A 17,556-nucleotide genomic window follows, 5' to 3' on the forward strand; every position below is an offset into this window, starting at 1 on the left:
GGCGGGACAGCCAATTCAACCAATCAAAATAATTGGTATCAATAAACTTGGCACACTATTGAGTTCTCAAACAACAGGTACTTCCGGCACCGGGAGAGCTGATATTCCGTGGAATCTTTGCTCTCCGTCGCTCCGGAGCAACTTTTCTATCTTAGTACCGCTGGCCCGTCGGTGTCAAACCGGCGTTTCTGGCCTGCGGCGCGCTTCCCGATCTCTCGTTCTGCGCGGATATCAACTATAGCACCGTTTTGGCGGCGTCAAAACCACCCGTCAAAACCACCCGTCAGAACCATCCGTCTCAACCGGCCGGGACAGCCCTGACCGGTCCGCAGGAAGCGGGGCCCTGCCCCTTCCCTGCAGACCAGCATCCCGGTCCCTACTGCTTGGGGGTCAGGTAGAGCACGCCGAGCGGCGGGAGCCGAAGCTCGGCGGACGCCGGCTGGCCTTCGAAAGCACCTTCCCGCGCCGTTACGGCTCCCAGGTTGCCTACCCCGGATCCGCCGTACTCAGCGGCATCTGTGTTCAGCCGTTCCTCCCACTCTCCGGCCCAGGGCAGACCGACCCTGAACTGCTCGTGGGGTGCGCCCGCGAAGTTGGCGATGCACACCAGTGGATTGCCCTGGTGGTCCCACCGGATGAAGGACAGGACGTTGCGGGCGCCGTCGTTCTCATTGATCCACTGGAACCCGGCCGGTTCGTTGTCCCGGTCATAGAGTGCGGGGGTCTGCCGGTAGATACCGTTCAGTTCCCGCACCAGCAGCTGCACACCGCGGTGCTGGGGAGTCTCGGCGAGATACCAGTCCAGGCCGTACTGTTCCGACCACTCCGCTTCCTGGCCGAATTCTGTTCCCATAAACAGGAGCTGCTTGCCGGGGTGCGCCCACTGGAAGGCCAGATAGGCGCGCACATTGGCCAGCTGCTGCCACCGGTCCCCCGGCATCTTGCGCAGCAGAGATCCCTTTCCATGCACAACTTCGTCATGGCTGATGGGCAGCAGGAAGTTCTCGGTGAAGGCGTACACCAGCGAAAACGTGAGCTTGGCGTGGTGGTACATCCGGTTGATCGGGTCCTCGGACATGTACTCGAGGGTGTCGTTCATCCAGCCCATGTTCCATTTCAGGCCGAAACCGAGCCCGCCGGTGCTGGTTGGAGAGGTGACGCCGGGGAACGCCGTGGACTCCTCGGCGATCATCACGATGCCGGGCACACGACGGTAGGCCGTGGCGTTGACCTCCTGGAGGAACGAAATTGCCTCCAGGTTTTCCCGCCCGCCAAAGGCGTTGGGCCGCCACTGGCCCTCCGGCCGGGAATAGTCCAGGTACAACATGGAGGCCACGGCGTCCACGCGCAGACCGTCGATGTGGAACTCCTCCAGCCAGTAGATCGCGTTGGCCACGAGGAAGTTGCGCACTTCACGGCGCCCGTAGTCAAAGATCAGGGTTCCCCAGTCCGGCTGCTCGCCGCGCATCGGATCCGGGTGCTCGTACAGGGGCTGGCCGTCGAAGTTTGCGAGCGCCCAGGAGTCCTTGGGGAAGTGGCCGGGTACCCAGTCCAGAAGAACGCCGATTCCGGCCTGATGCAGGGTATCGACCAGGTAGCGGAAGTCATCCGGGTGCCCGAAGCGGGAAGTCGGGGCGAAATAGCTGGTGATCTGGTAGCCCCAGGATCCGCCGAAGGGGTGCTCCGCCACCGGCATAAACTCGACATGGGTAAACCCCTGCCAGGTGACGTACTCAGCCAGCTGTTTCGCCAGCTCCCGGTAGTCCAGGCCCAGCCGCCATGAACCCAGATGCACCTCGTACACACTCATCGGTGAATTGTGCGGGTCCCGCTCGGCACGGGCCTGCATCCACTCCTGATCCCCGAACCGGTACGTGGATTCAACCACCCGTGAACCGGTCAGCGGCGGGGCTTCCGTGCCCTTGGCCAGTGGATCGGCCTTTTCCCGCCACACCCCGTCCTGTCCGAGGATCTCAAATTTGTAGCGTGCGCCGGGCTCAACGTCCGGAATGAAGATTTCCCAGACCCCGGAGCTGCCCAGGGACCGCATGGCGTGGATCCGTCCGTCCCATCCGTTGAAGTCACCTTCCACCCGGACGGCCTGCGCGTTCGGTGCCCACACGGCGAAACTGACCCCGTCCACCTCGCCCAGGACGGACTGGTAGTGGTGCGGGTTGGCACCGAGCACGGTCCACAGCTTCTCGTGCCGGCCTTCCCCGATCAGGTGCAGGTCGATTTCGCCCAGGCTCGGCAGGAACCGGTACGGATCATCCACGGTGGTTGCGGGAAGTCCCTCGTAGGCAACTTCAAGCCGGTAATCCGGGACCTGTCCCGGCGCAGGTGCCGGCAGTGTCCCGGCCCAAATGCCGTTGTACTCATGCCGGAGAGGCACCCGCCCTTCCGGGGTCACCGCGCTCACTTCGCGGGCCAGCGGCCGCAGGGTCCGGATGGTCACGGTGCCGTGGTCGTCCAGATGGGCACCCAGCACGGCGTGCGGCTGGTAATACGTGCCGTGGGAAACCGCGGCCAGGACGTGCTCCGGAACGGGCAGCGGGTCCTTTGCAGCCGTTTCATCAGCCGTTTCACCGGCCGTTTTCCCCGCCGGCCCGGCGCCGGCGTCGCCGGGCGCGCCGGCCCCCTGTCCTGCCGGCTGCCCTGCCGGCGGCACCGCTCCGGCGTCGTCGGGCTGTACGGGGGTGGGCTCGGGCACTTCGTTCACGGGGCTCTCTTCCTGAGCATTCGTCGGATTCTGCTGTGACTGGAGCTCTTCCAGCACCTCACGGGCCGCAGCGGCCGGCACCTCTATCCAGGCGGGGCGGTTGCGGATCTCGTACACAACTTCGTACAGGGCTTTGTCCAGCCACAGGGCGCGGAACAGCGGATCCGCGCGGTCAACCTGGGTTCCGGTTTCCTTTTCGTAGCCGCGCAAAAACGCGTCGGCGGCACCCTGCGCCCATCGTTCGGACTGGGTCCGCCGCGCGTCGAGGTCCTGCGCCTGCTCGGGACTGGCACCGGCGGTTCCGATGACCGCTACGGCCGCGGCATAGTCGATGGAGCGGAGCATGCCGACGACGTCGCGCAGGGCAACGTCGGGAACGCTGCGTTCCGCGGCCGGGCGCAGCGGCTCACCTTCAAAATCCAGCACGGTCCAGCCGCGGGCCGCCGAATGCAGCACCTGGCCGAGGTGGTAATCGGCGTGAATGCGCTGCAGGTTCGGCAGCGCCGGCAGGTCAGCGACGGTATCCAGGAGCTGCTCGAGCGCGTCATCGAAGGGACCAACATAGCTCCGGGCTTCGTCCCATTCCCACCGGATCCGGCGGATCAGGGAGGCAATAAACTCGTCGCGTTCCGCAGGCAGCGCCTGCCTGGCTCCGAAAGCCGCCTCCAGCTGTGAGTGGATCCTGCCGGTCACGGCGCCCAGTTCTTCGGCTTCTGCGGTGAAGTCCCGGCCGGCGACGGCGGCAGATGAGGCAGTGCGCCAGGCGTCTTCGCTGTTTGGAACGAATTCACGCAGGACGCTGACGTCGCCGCTGACCCAGGCATCTGTTCCCGGCCCGCCGGCGGCTTCCCAGCTGCCGGTGAGCCAACCCAGTGTCGCCGGCACATCCTGGGACCCGCCGGCAGTCAGTTTGGCGCTGACCAGGACATCCGGGCTGTCGCCGGAGGCCAGGACCCGGTAGAACTTCACAATCACGGGCACGTCCGGGGTCATGGCAATCACCGAGGTGTTGGACTGTTCACCCTTCAGCACCTGGATGGTCAGCGGTTCCAGGAACGCATCCCAGTCCGCAAACCCGCCCAAGGCGTACCCGTGGGTCCTGCCGTCAATCGAATTGGCCTGCGAGCGCATCGTCTCCAGCCAGGCGGTCACGAACACCGGGTCCGCAGTACCGTCGTAAAGCCATACCTGGCTTTCGTCCGGGAGTTCCTCGGACCCCATCAGCGCCGCTTCCAGCTCCGGATCGGGCACCGAACGGGTGGTGACAGGCACACTGATCACGTCCACCCGGTGCTCGGATTCGACGGCGACGAAGTGCACCTGGAGTTCGACGGCGCCGTCGGGATCCTCGAGCTGGATGCCGCCTACCCGTTTGAGCGCAACCTCCCGTCCCTTGGCCGGAAACCATCGTTGCCGGGGCAGCCAGGCAGTCAGAAGATCGGGTAGGGACGGAAGGGAATCGCTCATCTCGACGTGGCCTCCGGGGCGAGTATCAACGGAATTGCTTCGGTCTGCGGTGAACTGGTGTTGGACTTCGGCGAGCGCAGCCGCAGCCAGAAGAAGTCATGGCTGCCCAGCGTCAGCGTGAGCGACCCGTCCTCCCCGAACGCCGGGAAGGGGGTTCCGCCGAACGCATCCCGCAGCCCGCGGTTCGCGAATTCCGGCAGGCTCACCGTTGCGGCCACCGGGTGCTGGGAGAGATTGAAGATACAGAACATGGTCTCCCCCACCTCGCCTTCCGGATTGTCCTCCGGCAGTTCACGCAGGAACGCCAGGACAGCTTCGCTGTCGGTCGGCACGTTGCGGTAGGAACCCATGCCGAAAGATGGATGGGTTTTCCGGACCATGATCATCTGCCGCATCCAGTGCAGCAGCGAACTGGAACTGGCCAGCTGCGCTTCCACGTTCACGTGGTTGTAGTGGTAGACCAAGGACTGGACCACCGGCAGGTAGACCTTGCCCGGGTCGGCCGTGGAGAACCCGGCGTTGCGGTCCGGGTTCCACTGCATGGGAGTACGGGAGGCGTCGCGGTCTTCCAGCCAGATGTTGTCTCCCATACCGATCTCGTCCCCGTAATAGAGGAACGGACTGCCCGGCAGGGACAGCAGCAGGGCGTGGATCAGTTCGATCTCCGAGCGCGAGTTGTCCAGCAGCGGCGCGAGCCGGCGCCGGATGCCGATGTTGGCCTGCATCCGGGAATCCGGCGCATACCAGCCCAGCATGGCCTGGCGCTCTTCGTTGGTGACCATTTCCAGCGTCAGCTCATCGTGGTTGCGCAGGAACGTGCCCCATTGTCCGCCCTGCGGGATCTCCGGGGTCTCTTCCATGGTCTGCACGATCGGCGCTGCCTTCTGGTCACGCAGCGCGTAGAACAGCCGGGGCATGATCGGGAAGTGGAAGCACATGTGGCACTCGGGGCCGGTTTCGTCCCCGAAGTACTCCACCACCTCATGCGGCATCTGGTTCGCCTCGGCCACGATCACCCGGCCGGGATAGTTCTCGTCCACCATGGTGCGCAGGTCCTTCAGGAACCGGTGCGTGGCGGGAAGGTTCTCGCAGTTAGTGCCGTCTTCCTCGAACAGATAGGGAATGGCATCCGCGCGGAACCCGTCGATCCCCTGGTCCAGCCAGAACCGGACGACGTCGAACACCGCCTCGACAACCTTGGGATTCTCAAAGTTCAGGTCCGGCTGGTGGCTGAAAAAGCGGTGCCAGAAGAACTGGCGCCGGACCGGGTCGAAGGCCCAGTTGGACTCCTCGGTGTCCACGAAGATGATGCGCGCGTCCTCATACTTCTGATCGGTGTCTGACCAGACGTAGAAGTCCCCGTACGGGCCGTCCGGATCATTCCGCGACTCCTCGAACCACGGGTGCTTGTCCGAGGTGTGGTTCAGCGGCAGGTCGATGATGACGCGCAGGCCGCGCGCGTGTGCCTCCGACACCAGGCGCTTGAAGTCGCTGATCGTGCCGAATTCGTTCAACACGTCGTAGTAGTCGGAGATGTCATACCCGCCGTCGCGCAGCGGCGACTTGAAGAACGGCGGCAGCCAGAGGCAGTCGATCCCCAGCCACTGGAGGTAGTCGAGCTGGTCAATCAGGCCGGTGAAGTCTCCGCTGCCGTCTCCGTTGGAGTCGCGGAAGCCGCGCACCAGGACCTCGTAGAAGACAGCTTTGCGGTACCAGTTCGGATCGTTGGTGAGACCGGGGGCATGCAGCTGGAACGGGTTGACCACTAGCGTCCCCTCCGTACGGCGAGAATGTGCGCAGGTTCGTAGTGGGCGTCCAGGCGCACGTAGTTGTGCTGGCCCCACCGCCAGCTGGCACCGCTGATCAGGTCATCAACCCAGAATGTTCCGTCCTCGTTGAAGTCCTGCGGGTCCAGCTCCAGGGCAGCGAGGTCCAGGGATACTGTGCATTCCCGCGCGCTGTGCGGATCGGTGTTCACGACGATGATGAGTGTGTCCTTACTGCTCGGATCGGATAGCCGCACCTGTTTGTGCTTGGAGTAAACCACCGTTGCCTCATCGGTGCTCGAGTGGATGCTCAGGTTCTGCAGATCCCCCAGGGCCGGATGCGCCCGGCGGATCTGGTTAAGCCTGGTGATGTAGGGGGCCAGGCTCCTGTCCGCAGCCTCGGCAGCGGCGAAGTCCCGCTGTTTGTACTCGAACTTTTCATTGTCCAGGTACTCTTCCGCGCCGGGTCGGGCGACGTGTTCGTACAGTTCAAACCCGGCGTACATACCCCACAGCGGGCTGGCCGTCGAGGCCAGCACAGCCCGGATCTTGAAGGCGGGCGGGCCGCCGTACTGCAGAAATTCGGTCAGGATGTCCGGGGTGTTCACAAAGAAGTTCGGCCGGAAGAAAGCAGCCGTTTCCTGCGAGACCTCGGTGAAGTACTCCTCGAGCTCGGCCCGGGTGTTCCGCCAGGTGAAGTAGGTGTAGGACTGCTGGAATCCGGCCATGCCAAGCGCGTGCATCATGGGCGGGCGGGTGAATGCCTCGGCCAGGAAAACGACGTCGGGATGCTGACGGTTCACTGTGCCGATCAGCCACTCCCAGAAACGCAGTGGTTTGGTATGAGGGTTGTCGACCCGGAAGATCTTCACCCCGTGGCTGATCCACATCAGCACGATCCGCAGGATCTCCTGGGAAAGCCCCTCGTAGTCGTTGTCGAAGTTCAGCGGGTAAATGTCCTGGTACTTCTTCGGCGGGTTCTCCGCATATGCGATCGTTCCGTCGACCCGCGTGGTGAACCATTCGGGGTGCTCGGTGACCCAGGGATGGTCCGGTGAGGCCTGCAGCGCCAGGTCAATTGCGACGTCGAGCCCCAGTCCGGCGGCGGCTTCGACAAAGTGGTCGAAGTCCTCGAACGTGCCCAGATCCGGGTGGATGGCGTCGTGGCCTCCCTCCGCCGCGCCGATGGCCCAGGGTGAACCGGGGTCCTGCGGGCCGGCCACGAGGGTGTTGTTCGGGCCCTTCCGGTGCGTGGTGCCGATCGGGTGGATCGGAGGCAGGTAAATGACGTCGAACCCCATGGCCGCGACGCGGTCCAGGCTGCGGGCCGCGGACCGGAAGGTCCCGGAGGTCCAGGAGGCTGTTGCCGGGTCAAAAACCGCGCCCTCTGACCGGGGGAAAAACTCGTACCAGGCGCCGCGCCCGGCACGGTCGCGTTCCACCCTGACCGGGAACCTCGGGGAGGACGTCACTAGGTCCCGGATCGGATCGCGTTCCAGCATCCCGGTCAGTTCACTCCGGCCGGCAGCCGCCAGACGCTGCTGCGGATCCACGGCGGTGTCCCCCATCAGCCGGGCGGTGCTGCGGAGGAGTTCCGCGTCGGCTTCACTTCTGCCCTGCGCCGCGGCGTTGAACAGCGCAGCCCCTTCGGCGAGCATCAGTTCGACGTCGACTCCCGCCGCAATTTTCACCTCGGCATTGTGGTGCCACGTTCCGTAAAGATCGGCCCACCCCTCGACGGCGAAGGTGTGGTCTCCCGGGGCTTCGGGCCGCAGCAGCCCCCTCCACCGGTCCAGCCCCTGTCCCACCGGCTGCATGCGGTGGCGCTGGACCTCCTGCCCGGAGGGGTCGTAGAGCACAGCCGTAACCCCCACAAGGTCATGGCCCTCGCGGAAGACGGTGGCTCCGATCACGAGGTCCTCCCCGGGGACGGCTTTCGCCGCAAATCGGCCGCACTCGATCACCGGGGACACGTTTACGATCGGAATCCGGCCAAACCGGAGTTCCGTGGCGGGCTGGACATCGGATGACAACGCGCTGGAAGTGGTCACAGACTAGACGTTAGCGACAATCTGAGCAGATTGCTAAGGGCACGTACCTTTTGCTGCATTGTCGCTGGTCAGGGCACCGCGGCAAATGTTCCCGCAGGTGAGCGGCGGGTCCGCCCAGCCAGGTGAATTCCGTAGTGCTTTTTGCCGCATTTTTGTGATTTACGGCACCCGCGGCACCATCTGCGCTAGCCTAACGGGGGTGAAGGCAATCCGAAGGTTTACCGTCCGTACTGTCCTCCCCGAGACGATAGCGCCGCTGGCCAGATTGGCCGGCAACCTGCGCTGGAGCTGGCACGAGCCCACCCGGCAGCTCTTCCAGGATCTGGACCCGGAGATCTGGGATGCCAGCGGGCACGACCCGATCCGGGCCCTCGGCTCGGTCAGCCGGCAGACCCTGGAGCGCATTTCCTCCGACACAGCTCTGGTGGAGCGAATCCGCGAACTCGACGAGAACCTCGAGCACTACCTCACCGCTCCGCGGTGGTATCAGTCGCTTGGGGAGGACGCGCCCCGGCTCATTGCGTACTTCTCCCCGGAATACGGCATCAGCGCGGTCCTCCCCCAGTATTCCGGCGGGTTGGGCATCCTGGCCGGTGACCATCTCAAATCCGCCTCTGACCTCGGTGTTCCGCTGGTGGGTGTTGGCCTGCTCTATCAGGCGGGCTACTTCAAGCAGTCCCTCTCCCGGGACGGCTGGCAGCAGGAGACCTACCCGGTCCTGGACCCCAACGGGCTGCCCCTGACGCTGCTGCGCGAAGAAGACGGAACCCCGGCACGCATCAGCCTGCCTCTGCCCAACGGCAGGCACCTGATGGCGCAGATCTGGCGGGCCGACGTCGGCCGGGTGCCGCTGCTCCTGCTGGACGCTGACGTCCGGGGCAACGACGACGCCGCACGCGGCATCACCGACAGGCTTTACGGCGGCGGGGGCGACCACCGCCTGCAGCAGGAACTGCTGCTGGGTATGGGCGGTGTGAAGGCGCTGCGCGTCTTTGAGCGGCTGACCGGCGCCCCGGCACCGGAGGTGTTCCACACCAACGAGGGCCACGCGGGCTTCCTCGGAGTGGAGCGCATCCGCGAGCTGATGGACACCGGAATGAACTGGGAGGAGGCCCTGACTACGGCCCGGGCCTCAACCATATTCACTACCCACACGCCGGTCCCGGCCGGCATCGACCGCTTTGACGCCTCCGTGGTGCGCCACTTCCTCAGCGCCGGACTGGCACAGTCCGTCCCCACCAACAAGGTCATTGCCCTTGGAACGGAGGATTACGAGGGCGGGGACCCGAATATGTTCAACATGGCCGTGATGGGGCTCCGCCTGGCCCAGCGCGCCAACGGCGTCGCCAAACTCCACGGGCAGGTGTCCCGGGAAATGTTCTCCGGTCTCTGGCCGGGCTTTGATGTCTCCGAGGTGCCGATCACCTCCGTCACCAACGGGGTGCACGTACCCACCTGGGTCGATCCAGAAGTCACCGCCCTCGCCAAGCAGCAGCTGGGCGACGCAGCTGTCCACGACCGGGAGTGGTCCCGCGCCTACGAAGTCACTGACGAGGCCCTTTGGGACCTCCGGCGCAGGATGCGCAGCAACCTGATCGCGGACGTCCGGCACCGGGTGCGCGCCGCGTGGCTCAAGCGCGGCGCTTCCGATGCCCAGCTCGGATGGACCGACGACGTGCTGGACCCGGACATCCTGACCATCGGCTTTGCCCGCCGGGTGCCCACCTACAAGCGCCTGACCCTGATGCTGCGCGACCCTGCCCGGCTCAAGGCACTGCTCCTGCATCCGACCCGTCCGGTCCAGGTGATCGTGGCGGGCAAATCCCATCCCGCGGATGAGATGGGCAAGCGCATGATCCAGGATCTGGTGCAGTTCACCGATGATCCGGAGGTCCGGCACCGCATTGTTTTCCTGCCCAACTACGACATCGCGATGGCCCGCACCCTCTTCCCCGGATGCGACGTCTGGCTGAACAACCCCATCCGGCCGCTGGAGGCCTCCGGAACCTCGGGTATGAAGTCAGCGATCAATGGCGGGCTGAACGTGTCCATCATGGACGGCTGGTGGGACGAAATGTACGACGGCGCCAACGGCTGGGCGATCCCGTCGGCGAATCCCCGGGAAGGCACGCAGACCAGGGAGGTGCACACCGCTGACCAGCGGGACGACATCGAGGCCGCTGCCCTGTATGACCTGCTGGAGAACACCGTCACCCCGCTCTTTTACGGCGCGGAGCTGCCCGGTGCCGCGGGCGCGGCCGGACCTTCCGAAGCTCCGGCGGATTCGCTGCCGCGGCAGTGGCTGGAAATGGTCAAGCACACGCTGGCCGAACTGGGCCCGGAGGTTTCCGCCTCGCGGATGCTGCGCGACTACGTCAACCGGCTCTACATGCCTGCCTGCCAGTCCGGCAGAGCTGCCGCCGCTAATCAGTACCAGGCGGCCAGGGAGCTTGCGGCCTGGATTCAGAAGGTCCGCGACGGCTGGGCCGGGGTCTCCGTTGAACACGTGGATTCAATCGGAATCAGTGATGCACCGCAGATCGGCGACAGTCTCAACATCCAGGCCTACGTGAATCTGGGGTCGCTGAAACCCTCCGACGTGGTGGTGGAAGTTGCCTACGGGAAGGTCTCGGAAACGGACCGGCTCAGCGACTACCAGTTCCAGGACCTCTCCGTCAGTGAAGACCTCAGCTCCGGCCGGTATCTGTACGCCGGCAGCATCCGGATTGAACAGGCGGGACCGTTCGGTTACACGGCGCGGGTGCTGCCGGATCATCCAGGCCTGGCCTCGAAGGCCGAGCTCGGACTGGTGGTGAACGCCTAACAGTCTCTGAAACTGTACGCAGCACCGGCTGCGCGGCACCGGTTAAGGAGACCCGGCCCGCCGGCTAGGCCTGGTAGACGCTGATCGAGTCCGCCGCGACCCGCTCCGTCTCGCCCCCGGCCAGCCGCGCACCGGTACGGCGGCCGTCCGGATCGGCGGTGGTCGCCAGCAGCTCGTACAGCCGGCTCCCGCCGCTGTCGACTCCGGTTGCGTGCAGGGTGTCCCGCCCCGGCAGCACTACGTCCGCTGCCTCGGCCTGGCCGTTGATGACCACGAGGGCTGCGCGTTCGCCGTTGACCGAGCCGAGCAGCAGCTGCAGTACCCGGCAGCCGGGATCGTGCCACTCGCCCTCCGTCATGGGTTCGCCCGTGGCACTGAACCACAGCAGGAACGCGTCGCGGGAGTCCGCGGGAAAAGCATAGGGCTGAAGGGCCAGGAACCCGCGCCGGATCCTCAGCAGCCGCCGGGTCGTTTCCAGCATGCGCTGTGCCTCGCCGTCGAGGTCCCAGGACAGCCAGCTGATCCGGTTGTCCTGGCAGTAGGAATTGTTGTTCCCGTGCTGGGTCCGGCCGATCTCGTCGCCGGCGGTGATCATGGGCACCCCGACCGAGAACAGCAGGGTTGCCATCAGGTTCCGTGCCGTCTGCGCCCGCCTCGCGGCGAGATCGGGATCGGGGCCTTCCAAATCGTGGTTCCAGCTGCGGTTGTGGTCGGAGCCGTCCCGGTTGTCTTCACCGTTGGCCTCGTTGTGCTTGTGGTTGTACATGGTGAGGTCCGCCATGGTGAACCCGTCGTGGGCCGTCACCAGATTGATGGAAGACAGGGGCGTGCGGTCGGAGCGGGCGAAGAGTTCCGCGGAACCGGCCAGCGCACCACCGAGCCGGGCCAGGGACCCCGCCGGCTCGCCCGCGGCCAGGGCAGCCTGGTCCACGAGCCAGAAGTCCCGGACGGTATCCCGGAAATGGTCGTTCCAGTCCGCCCAGCCCGGTGGAAAGTTCCCGGTCTGCCATCCATCAGGCCCCAGGTCCCACGGCTCAGCGATCAGTTTGATGCCCTGCATCAGGGGATCGGCGGCCAGGGCGACCAGCAGCGGATGCCGCCGCTCATAGCGGTTCTCTGCGTCGCGGGCCAGCGTCGGTGCCAGATCGAACCGGAAGCCGTCCACGTGGAACTCGCTGACCCAGTACCGCAGGGAGTCGAGCGCCATTTGGATCACCCGCGGCTCGCTGAAGTCCAGGGTATTTCCGCAGCCGGTGGTGTCGAGATAGCGGCCGTCTGCGGTGTGCCGGTAGTACACCGCGTCCCCCAGTCCACGCCAGCACAGGGCCGGCTCATCCTGGGCGCCTTCCGCTGTGTGGTTGTAGACGACGTCGAGGATCACCTCGATGCCTGCCTGGTGCAGCGCCTTGACCATGGCCTTGACTTCGTCCTGCACGGCCTGAGGTCCCGCGGCCTGCGCTCCGGCGGTGGCGTAGCCGGTATGCGGGCTGAAGAAACCGAGGGTGTTGTACCCCCAGTAGTTACTCAGTCCGAGGTCCTGCAGATGCGGTTCATCGATGTGGAAATGCACGGGAAGCAGCTCCACCGCGGTGATACCGAGGTCCAGCAGGTACTCGATGACCGCCGGATGTCCCATCCCGGCGTAGGTTCCGCGCAGCTCCTCCGGAACATCGGGATGGAGCATGGTCATTCCACGGACATGGGCTTCATAAACCACGGTGTCCCGCCAAGGCAGGTGCGGGTGCTGATCTCTGCCCCAGTCGAAGGCCTGCTCGGTGGCCACGGAGAAGTAAAGCGGCTGCCCGGCATCGCCGTAGACCGTCTGGATTCCCCGGCCGTAAGGGTCCAGCAGGAGCTGGGACAGGCCAGGCTGCGCGGGCAGCGGGACTCCGTGCTGCCAGAACCCGTAACGGACCCCGGGCGCAAATCCGTCCACCCGGCCGTGGTGGATGCCGGCAGAACGCCGCTGAAGCAGGACGTTGGTCCAGCGCTCCGGCGACGCCTGGAACCAGATATCCACCGCGTCCAGGCCGGGGGCGTACACCGAGACGTTGACGGCTTCCGGTACGTCCGGGACGCCTGCGACACTGCGGTGCACGCCCAGTGGAAAGGCCCGGGAGATCCGTTCAGACGGGGTCAGTCTGCCCGACGTGACGACGTTTGCCATGGTGCCTCCCGGTGCTCCCCGCGGCTCAGGCGGAGCGCTGCCGCGACACTTCGTAGAGTGTGATGCCCACTGCCATGGAAGCGTTCAGGGATTCCATGGCGGAGTCGATGGGGATGGACACAATCTGGTCGCAGTTTTCCCGGACCAGCCGGGACAGCCCCTTGCCTTCGGAGCCAACCACGATGCAGACCGGTTCCTTCGCCAGGGCCAGGTTCGGCAGCGACACATCCCCGTCGCCGTCGAGGCCCAGGACGAAGATCCCCATCTTCTTGAAGGTCTTCAGCGTGTTGTTAAGGTTGCTGGCCCGTGCCACCGGTACCCGGACAGCTGCGCCGGCACTGGTTTTCCAGGCGGCGGCGGTGACGCCCACCGAGCGGCGCTCCGGAACGATCACGCCGTGGGCGCTGAAGGCGGAGGCGGAGCGGATGATCGCGCCGAGGTTCCGCGGGTCGGTGATGCCATCCAGCGCCACGAACAGCGGCGCGTTGCGGATATGGCCCTTCTTCCAGGCGGCGAGGGTCTCCTCGGCAAGGTCCGTCGGGTCGGCGTATTCGTACGGCGGGATCTGCAGGACCAGGCCCTGGTGGACGGCCTCGTTGGTCATCCGGTCCAGCTCGGGCTTGTGTGTTTCCATCACCGGCAGCCCGCGCTCGGTAGCCATTTTGAGGGATTCCCGGACCCGGTCGTCCATATCGATCCGCACGGCGACGTGCAGGGCCTTGGCCGGAATACCGGCGCGCAGTGCCTCAACGACGGAGTTGCGTCCGGTGACAACTTCTTCGGCTACCTTGCCCCGGGCCGGAGCGTTCCGGCCGCCGCCGCGCTGCCCGCCGTGCTTGGCGGCGGAGCGCTCGGAGAGCTGTTTGTTCTTGTAGGCCTTGTGATAGGGGCGGTCCTCGGCCTTGGGGGTGGGGCCCTTGCCTTCAAGGGCCTTGCGGCCGAGGCCTCCGGTGCCCTGGCTGGGGCCCTTTTTGGCTTTGCGCATTGCGCCGGGTCGTCCGTTATTGGCCATGGGTTACACCTTAAGTAGAGGAAAGCACTACTTCTAGTTTACGCAGCCTGTCCCCCGGCCGCGTTCCATGCCCGATGCCGGTGGCCCGGAACCGGTTTCTAGCCGGCGTCCAGGGACCAGAGTGCGCCGTCGGGCGTGTCCTCAACCACTACTCCGGCCGCGGCCAGCGCATCCCGGATGGCATCGGCACGGGCCCAGTCCTTGGCGCTGCGGGCCTCGCTGCGTTCCCGCAGCCGGTCCTGGATCAGGCTGTCCAGCGCGTGGTGCTCGGGCCCGGCCGCCGTGGAACCGGTCTGGACGGCATCCAGGCCAAGGACCCCGGTCATCGCGCGAACCTGGGCCAGTGCGGTGCGGACAGTTTCAAGGTCCGACGCCGCCAGCGCCGTATTGCCGGAGCGCACGGTTTCGTGCAGCACGGCCAGGGCCTGCGGAACATTCAGGTCATCGTCCATCGCTGCGCCGAAAGCCTCGGGCAGGTCTGCCGGAGAGCCGGGCGCGGTGTCGCCGAGCTTGGCTTCGGCCTTGGCGATGAAGCCGTCAATGCGCTCCACGGCGGCTGCTGCTTCCTGCAGCGACGTCGGCCTGTAGTCCAGGACGGACCGGTAGTGGGCCTGGCCCAGGTAGTAGCGCACCACGCGCGGAGAGGCTTCAGCGAGCATCTGTTCCGGGCTGATGGTGTTGCCGATCGACTTGGACATCTTCTCGCCTTCGAAGGTGACCATGCCGTTGTGCATCCAGAAGTTGGCGAATCCGTCTCCGGCTGCCTGGGACTGCGCCATTTCGTTTTCGTGGTGCGGGAAGCGCAGATCCAGGCCGCCGCCGTGGATGTCGAACCGCGGGCCGAGGTATTTGGTGACCATCGCCGAGCATTCCAGGTGCCAGCCGGGCCGGCCGCGACCCCAGGGGCTGTCCCAGGCGGCGGTGTCCGGGTCGGTGTCCTTGTGGCCCTTCCACAGCGCAAAGTCCCGCGGATCGCGCTTGCCGCGCGGATCGGCGTCGGGCGCTGCCTGCATGTCGTCGATGTTCTGCCGGGTCAGTGATCCGTAGGCGGGCCACGAGCGGACGTCGAAGTACACGTCGCCGGAATCGTCCAGCGCGGGGTAGGCATGGCCTGCGTCGATCAGCCGCTGGATCAGCGCATGCATTTCCGGGATGTGGCCGGTGGCACGGGGTTCGTACGTGGGCCGCTGCACACCCAGCGTGTCGTAGGCGCGGGAGAACTCCTGCTCGTACCGGTAGGCCAGGGCCCACCAGGGCTCGTCGGGGATGACCCCTTCGGCGGGTTCGGCGCCGACGGATGCGGCGGCTTTGGCCAGGATTTTGTCGTCGATGTCGGTGACGTTGCGGACGGTCGTGACCCGGAAGCCGCGGGCCTGGAGCCAGCGGGTGAGCTGGTCGAAGGCAATCGCGGAACGGATATGGCCCACGTGCGGCAGTCCCTGCACGGTGGCACCGCAGTAGTACAGGCTGACTTGCCCCGGTACCAGCGGTTCGAAGTCCCGGACCTGCGCGGTTGCTGTGTCATAGAATCTCAGGCTCACTGCTCTAGGCTACCGCCTGCCGCTCCCCCGGCCGGCAGGTTCGTTACGGCTGGTCCACGGCGACGACGGCGGTGGCCACCGCAGCGAGGCCTTCGCCGCGTCCAGTGAAGCCAAGCCCGTCGGTGGTGGTGGCCGAAACGCTCACCGGCGCGCCCGCGGCCTCACTGAGCACCGCTTCCGCTTCACCGCGGCGGGGACTGAATTTGGGGCGGTTGCCAATCAGCTGCACCGAAACATTGCCGATCCGAAACCCTGCCGCACGCACCAGCCGGGCAGCTTCGGCGAGGAGAACGGTACCGGCGGCACCGGCATACTCGGGCCGGTCGGTGCCGAAATGGGAGCCGAGATCCCCGATACCCGCCGCGGAGAAGAGCGCGTCAGCGGCTGCATGCGCCACCACGTCGCCGTCCGAATGCCCGGCCAGGCCCCGCTCATTCTCCCAGTGCAGGCCGGCAACCCACAGGGGCCGGGGTGCATCCTCGGGGGCGAAGGCATGGACATCTGTCCCGATGCCCGTGCGCGGAAGGGAAACGGATCCCATGGCTTAGTCCTCCTGCATGCTGGTGCCGTTGGACAGGACAGCTTCAGCGAGCAGCAGGTCCAGCGGCGTGGTGATTTTCAGTGACATGTCGGATCCCTCCACCACATGCACGGTGGCTCCCAGACTTTCGGCAAGCATTGCGTCGTCGGTGATCGCTGCCGCCCGTTTTTCGTCAAACTCGGCGGCCTCGGCATGCGCCCGGCGCAGCAGCCCGGCCTCAAAGCCCTGGGGTGTCTGCACCGCCCGAAGCGAGGAGCGGTCCGGAGTTCCGGTCACGCGGAAGGGCGCCAGTGCTGCCTCGCTGCCGCCGGTGGGCTCCACCGACTTGACCGTGTCCACTACCGGAACCGCCGGGATCACGGCCTCCGCACCCGCTGCCAGAGCGGAGACGACCCGGTGAAACACCTGCGCCGGCGCCAGGGCCCGCGCTGCGTCGTGCACCAGGACGGCATGCAGATCCCCCGGAAGTGAGTTCAGGGCCGCCCGGACGGAGTCGGACCGGGTGGCACCGCCGTCAACAACAGTAATGGGGCAGCCCAGGCGCATGGCGGTGCACAGCGCTCTCAGGGCCACGTCAGCAGCAGGCACCGCCACGCTGATGTGGGACGCGACGCCGGAGGCGTCCACTCCCCGGAGGGCATGCGCCAGGAGCATCTCGCCGGCGAGGGGAACCTGCGCCTTGGGCATACCGTAGCCGAGGCGCTGACCGGAACCGCCGGCGACCAGGATGACGCCCACGCGGTGGGGGCCGGGAATGGATTCAGACACAGCCCAAGCCTAGTGGCCTGCAGGGCCACTAGGCTCCGCGGGGCCCGTTAAAGCACGATTGCCGCCCCGATGGGAGCGGCAACCGTCTACCGGGTGCTTAGCTGGCCAGGACCTCGTCCAGTACAGCCGCAGCCTGGTCTTCGTCAGTCTTTTCGGCCAGGGCAAGCTCCGAAATGAGAATCTGGCGGGCCTTCGCAAGCATGCGCTTCTCGCCTGCGGAAAGGCCGCGGTCGTGGTCACGGCGCCACAGGTCGCGGACGACCTCTGCAACCTTGACGACGTCGCCCGAGGCGAGCTTCTCCAGATTTGCCTTGTAACGGCGGGACCAGTTAGTGGGCTCTTCAGTCAGTTCGGCGCGGAGGACATCGAAGACATGCTCGAGGCCTTCCTTGCCCACGACGTCGCGCACCCCAACGAGGTCAACGTTTTCAGCCGGTACTTCAATGGTCAGATCACCCTGTGCCACCTTGAGCTTGAGATACATCTTCTCTTCGCCCTTGATGGTCCGCATCTTGATCTCTTCGATCTTCGCGGCACCGTGGTGAGGGTAAACAACTGTTTCGCCAACCTCAAAAACCATGTGGACTTTCCCCTTTCCCGAACCCTAGTTTAGCATGCAAGCGACACGCCGAGAAGAGTTTGCGCAGGTCAGCGGCACGGGCCCCAAAACTGAGTAGTATTCGGCCTCGCACCGGTGCCG

General features: G+C 65.8%; 10 protein-coding genes. 1 reads left to right on the top strand and 9 read right to left on the bottom strand.

The features are described from left to right. Positions 1–376 precede the first annotated feature (376 nt). From glgB to H9639_RS12645, 3 genes are read right to left on the bottom strand one after another with little or no spacing between them, the layout of a single operon-like run. Complete coding sequence (gene glgB, locus H9639_RS12635) at positions 377–4,186, bottom strand: 1,4-alpha-glucan branching protein GlgB (protein WP_191808444.1); 3,810 nt, start codon at positions 4,184–4,186, stop codon at positions 377–379. Beyond that, positions 4,183–5,952 carry a maltose alpha-D-glucosyltransferase gene (treS, locus tag H9639_RS12640; RefSeq protein ID WP_191808445.1) on the bottom strand — a complete coding sequence of 590 codons (1,770 nt, stop codon included), beginning with the start codon at positions 5,950–5,952 and terminating at the stop codon, positions 4,183–4,185. Before treS ends, glgB begins: the two co-directional genes overlap by 4 nt. Beyond that, positions 5,952–8,003: an alpha-1,4-glucan--maltose-1-phosphate maltosyltransferase gene (locus H9639_RS12645; protein WP_318242083.1), complete on the bottom strand. Its 2,052-nt coding sequence runs from the start codon at positions 8,001–8,003 to the stop codon at positions 5,952–5,954. Before H9639_RS12645 ends, treS begins: the two co-directional genes overlap by 1 nt. A 199-nt stretch (positions 8,004–8,202) precedes the next feature. On the opposite strand from H9639_RS12645, the gene glgP reads away from it, so the two are divergent. Then, positions 8,203–10,827, top strand: a complete 2,625-nt coding sequence (gene glgP, locus H9639_RS12650) for an alpha-glucan family phosphorylase (RefSeq protein WP_191808446.1) — start codon at positions 8,203–8,205, stop codon at positions 10,825–10,827. A 64-nt stretch (positions 10,828–10,891) separates the two neighbouring features. Here glgP and glgX read toward each other — a convergent pair whose 3' ends face one another. The 6 genes from glgX to H9639_RS12680 all read right to left on the bottom strand — a co-directional run bounded on the left by glgX (position 10,892) and on the right by H9639_RS12680 (position 17,436). Further along, positions 10,892–12,994, bottom strand: a complete 2,103-nt coding sequence (glgX, locus tag H9639_RS12655; RefSeq protein ID WP_191808447.1) for a glycogen debranching protein GlgX — start codon at positions 12,992–12,994, stop codon at positions 10,892–10,894. A 25-nt stretch (positions 12,995–13,019) separates the two neighbouring features. Continuing rightward, positions 13,020–14,006: a 23S rRNA (guanosine(2251)-2'-O)-methyltransferase RlmB gene (gene rlmB / locus H9639_RS12660; RefSeq protein WP_191808448.1), complete on the bottom strand. Its 987-nt coding sequence runs from the start codon at positions 14,004–14,006 to the stop codon at positions 13,020–13,022. A 98-nt stretch (positions 14,007–14,104) separates the two neighbouring features. After that, the gene (cysS, locus tag H9639_RS12665) at positions 14,105–15,547 is read right to left on the bottom strand and encodes a cysteine--tRNA ligase (RefSeq protein WP_191808449.1); all 1,443 of its coding nucleotides are present in this window, start codon (positions 15,545–15,547) and stop codon (positions 14,105–14,107) included. A gap of 43 nt (positions 15,548–15,590) precedes the next feature. Further along, a complete protein-coding gene (ispF, locus tag H9639_RS12670; RefSeq protein WP_191808450.1) occupies positions 15,591–16,088 on the bottom strand; it encodes a 2-C-methyl-D-erythritol 2,4-cyclodiphosphate synthase in 498 nt (165 codons plus the stop codon). Between the two features lie 3 nt (positions 16,089–16,091). Next, on the bottom strand, positions 16,092–16,856 hold the full coding sequence (gene ispD / locus H9639_RS12675; RefSeq protein ID WP_191808451.1) for a 2-C-methyl-D-erythritol 4-phosphate cytidylyltransferase: 765 nt from the start codon (positions 16,854–16,856) through the stop codon (positions 16,092–16,094). A gap of 97 nt (positions 16,857–16,953) precedes the next feature. Continuing rightward, positions 16,954–17,436 carry a CarD family transcriptional regulator gene (locus tag H9639_RS12680; RefSeq protein WP_066300159.1) on the bottom strand — a complete coding sequence of 161 codons (483 nt, stop codon included), beginning with the start codon at positions 17,434–17,436 and terminating at the stop codon, positions 16,954–16,956. Positions 17,437–17,556: the final 120 nt, after the last annotated feature.

The sequence above is a fragment of the Arthrobacter gallicola genome, assembly GCF_014836775.1.
Taxonomy (GTDB): domain Bacteria; phylum Actinomycetota; class Actinomycetes; order Actinomycetales; family Micrococcaceae; genus Arthrobacter_B; species Arthrobacter_B gallicola.

Excerpts from the sequence above, each read along its gene's own strand:
- rlmB (WP_191808448.1), bottom strand. The coding sequence starts at position 14,006 with ATGGCCAATAACGGACGACCCGGCGCAATGCGCAAAGCCAAAAAGGGC.
- ispF (WP_191808450.1), bottom strand. The coding sequence starts at position 16,088 with ATGGGATCCGTTTCCCTTCCGCGCACGGGCATCGGGACAGATGTCCAT.
- glgB (WP_191808444.1), bottom strand. The coding sequence starts at position 4,186 with ATGAGCGATTCCCTTCCGTCCCTACCCGATCTTCTGACTGCCTGGCTG.
- glgX (WP_191808447.1), bottom strand. The coding sequence starts at position 12,994 with ATGGCAAACGTCGTCACGTCGGGCAGACTGACCCCGTCTGAACGGATC.
- H9639_RS12680 (WP_066300159.1), bottom strand. The coding sequence starts at position 17,436 with ATGGTTTTTGAGGTTGGCGAAACAGTTGTTTACCCTCACCACGGTGCC.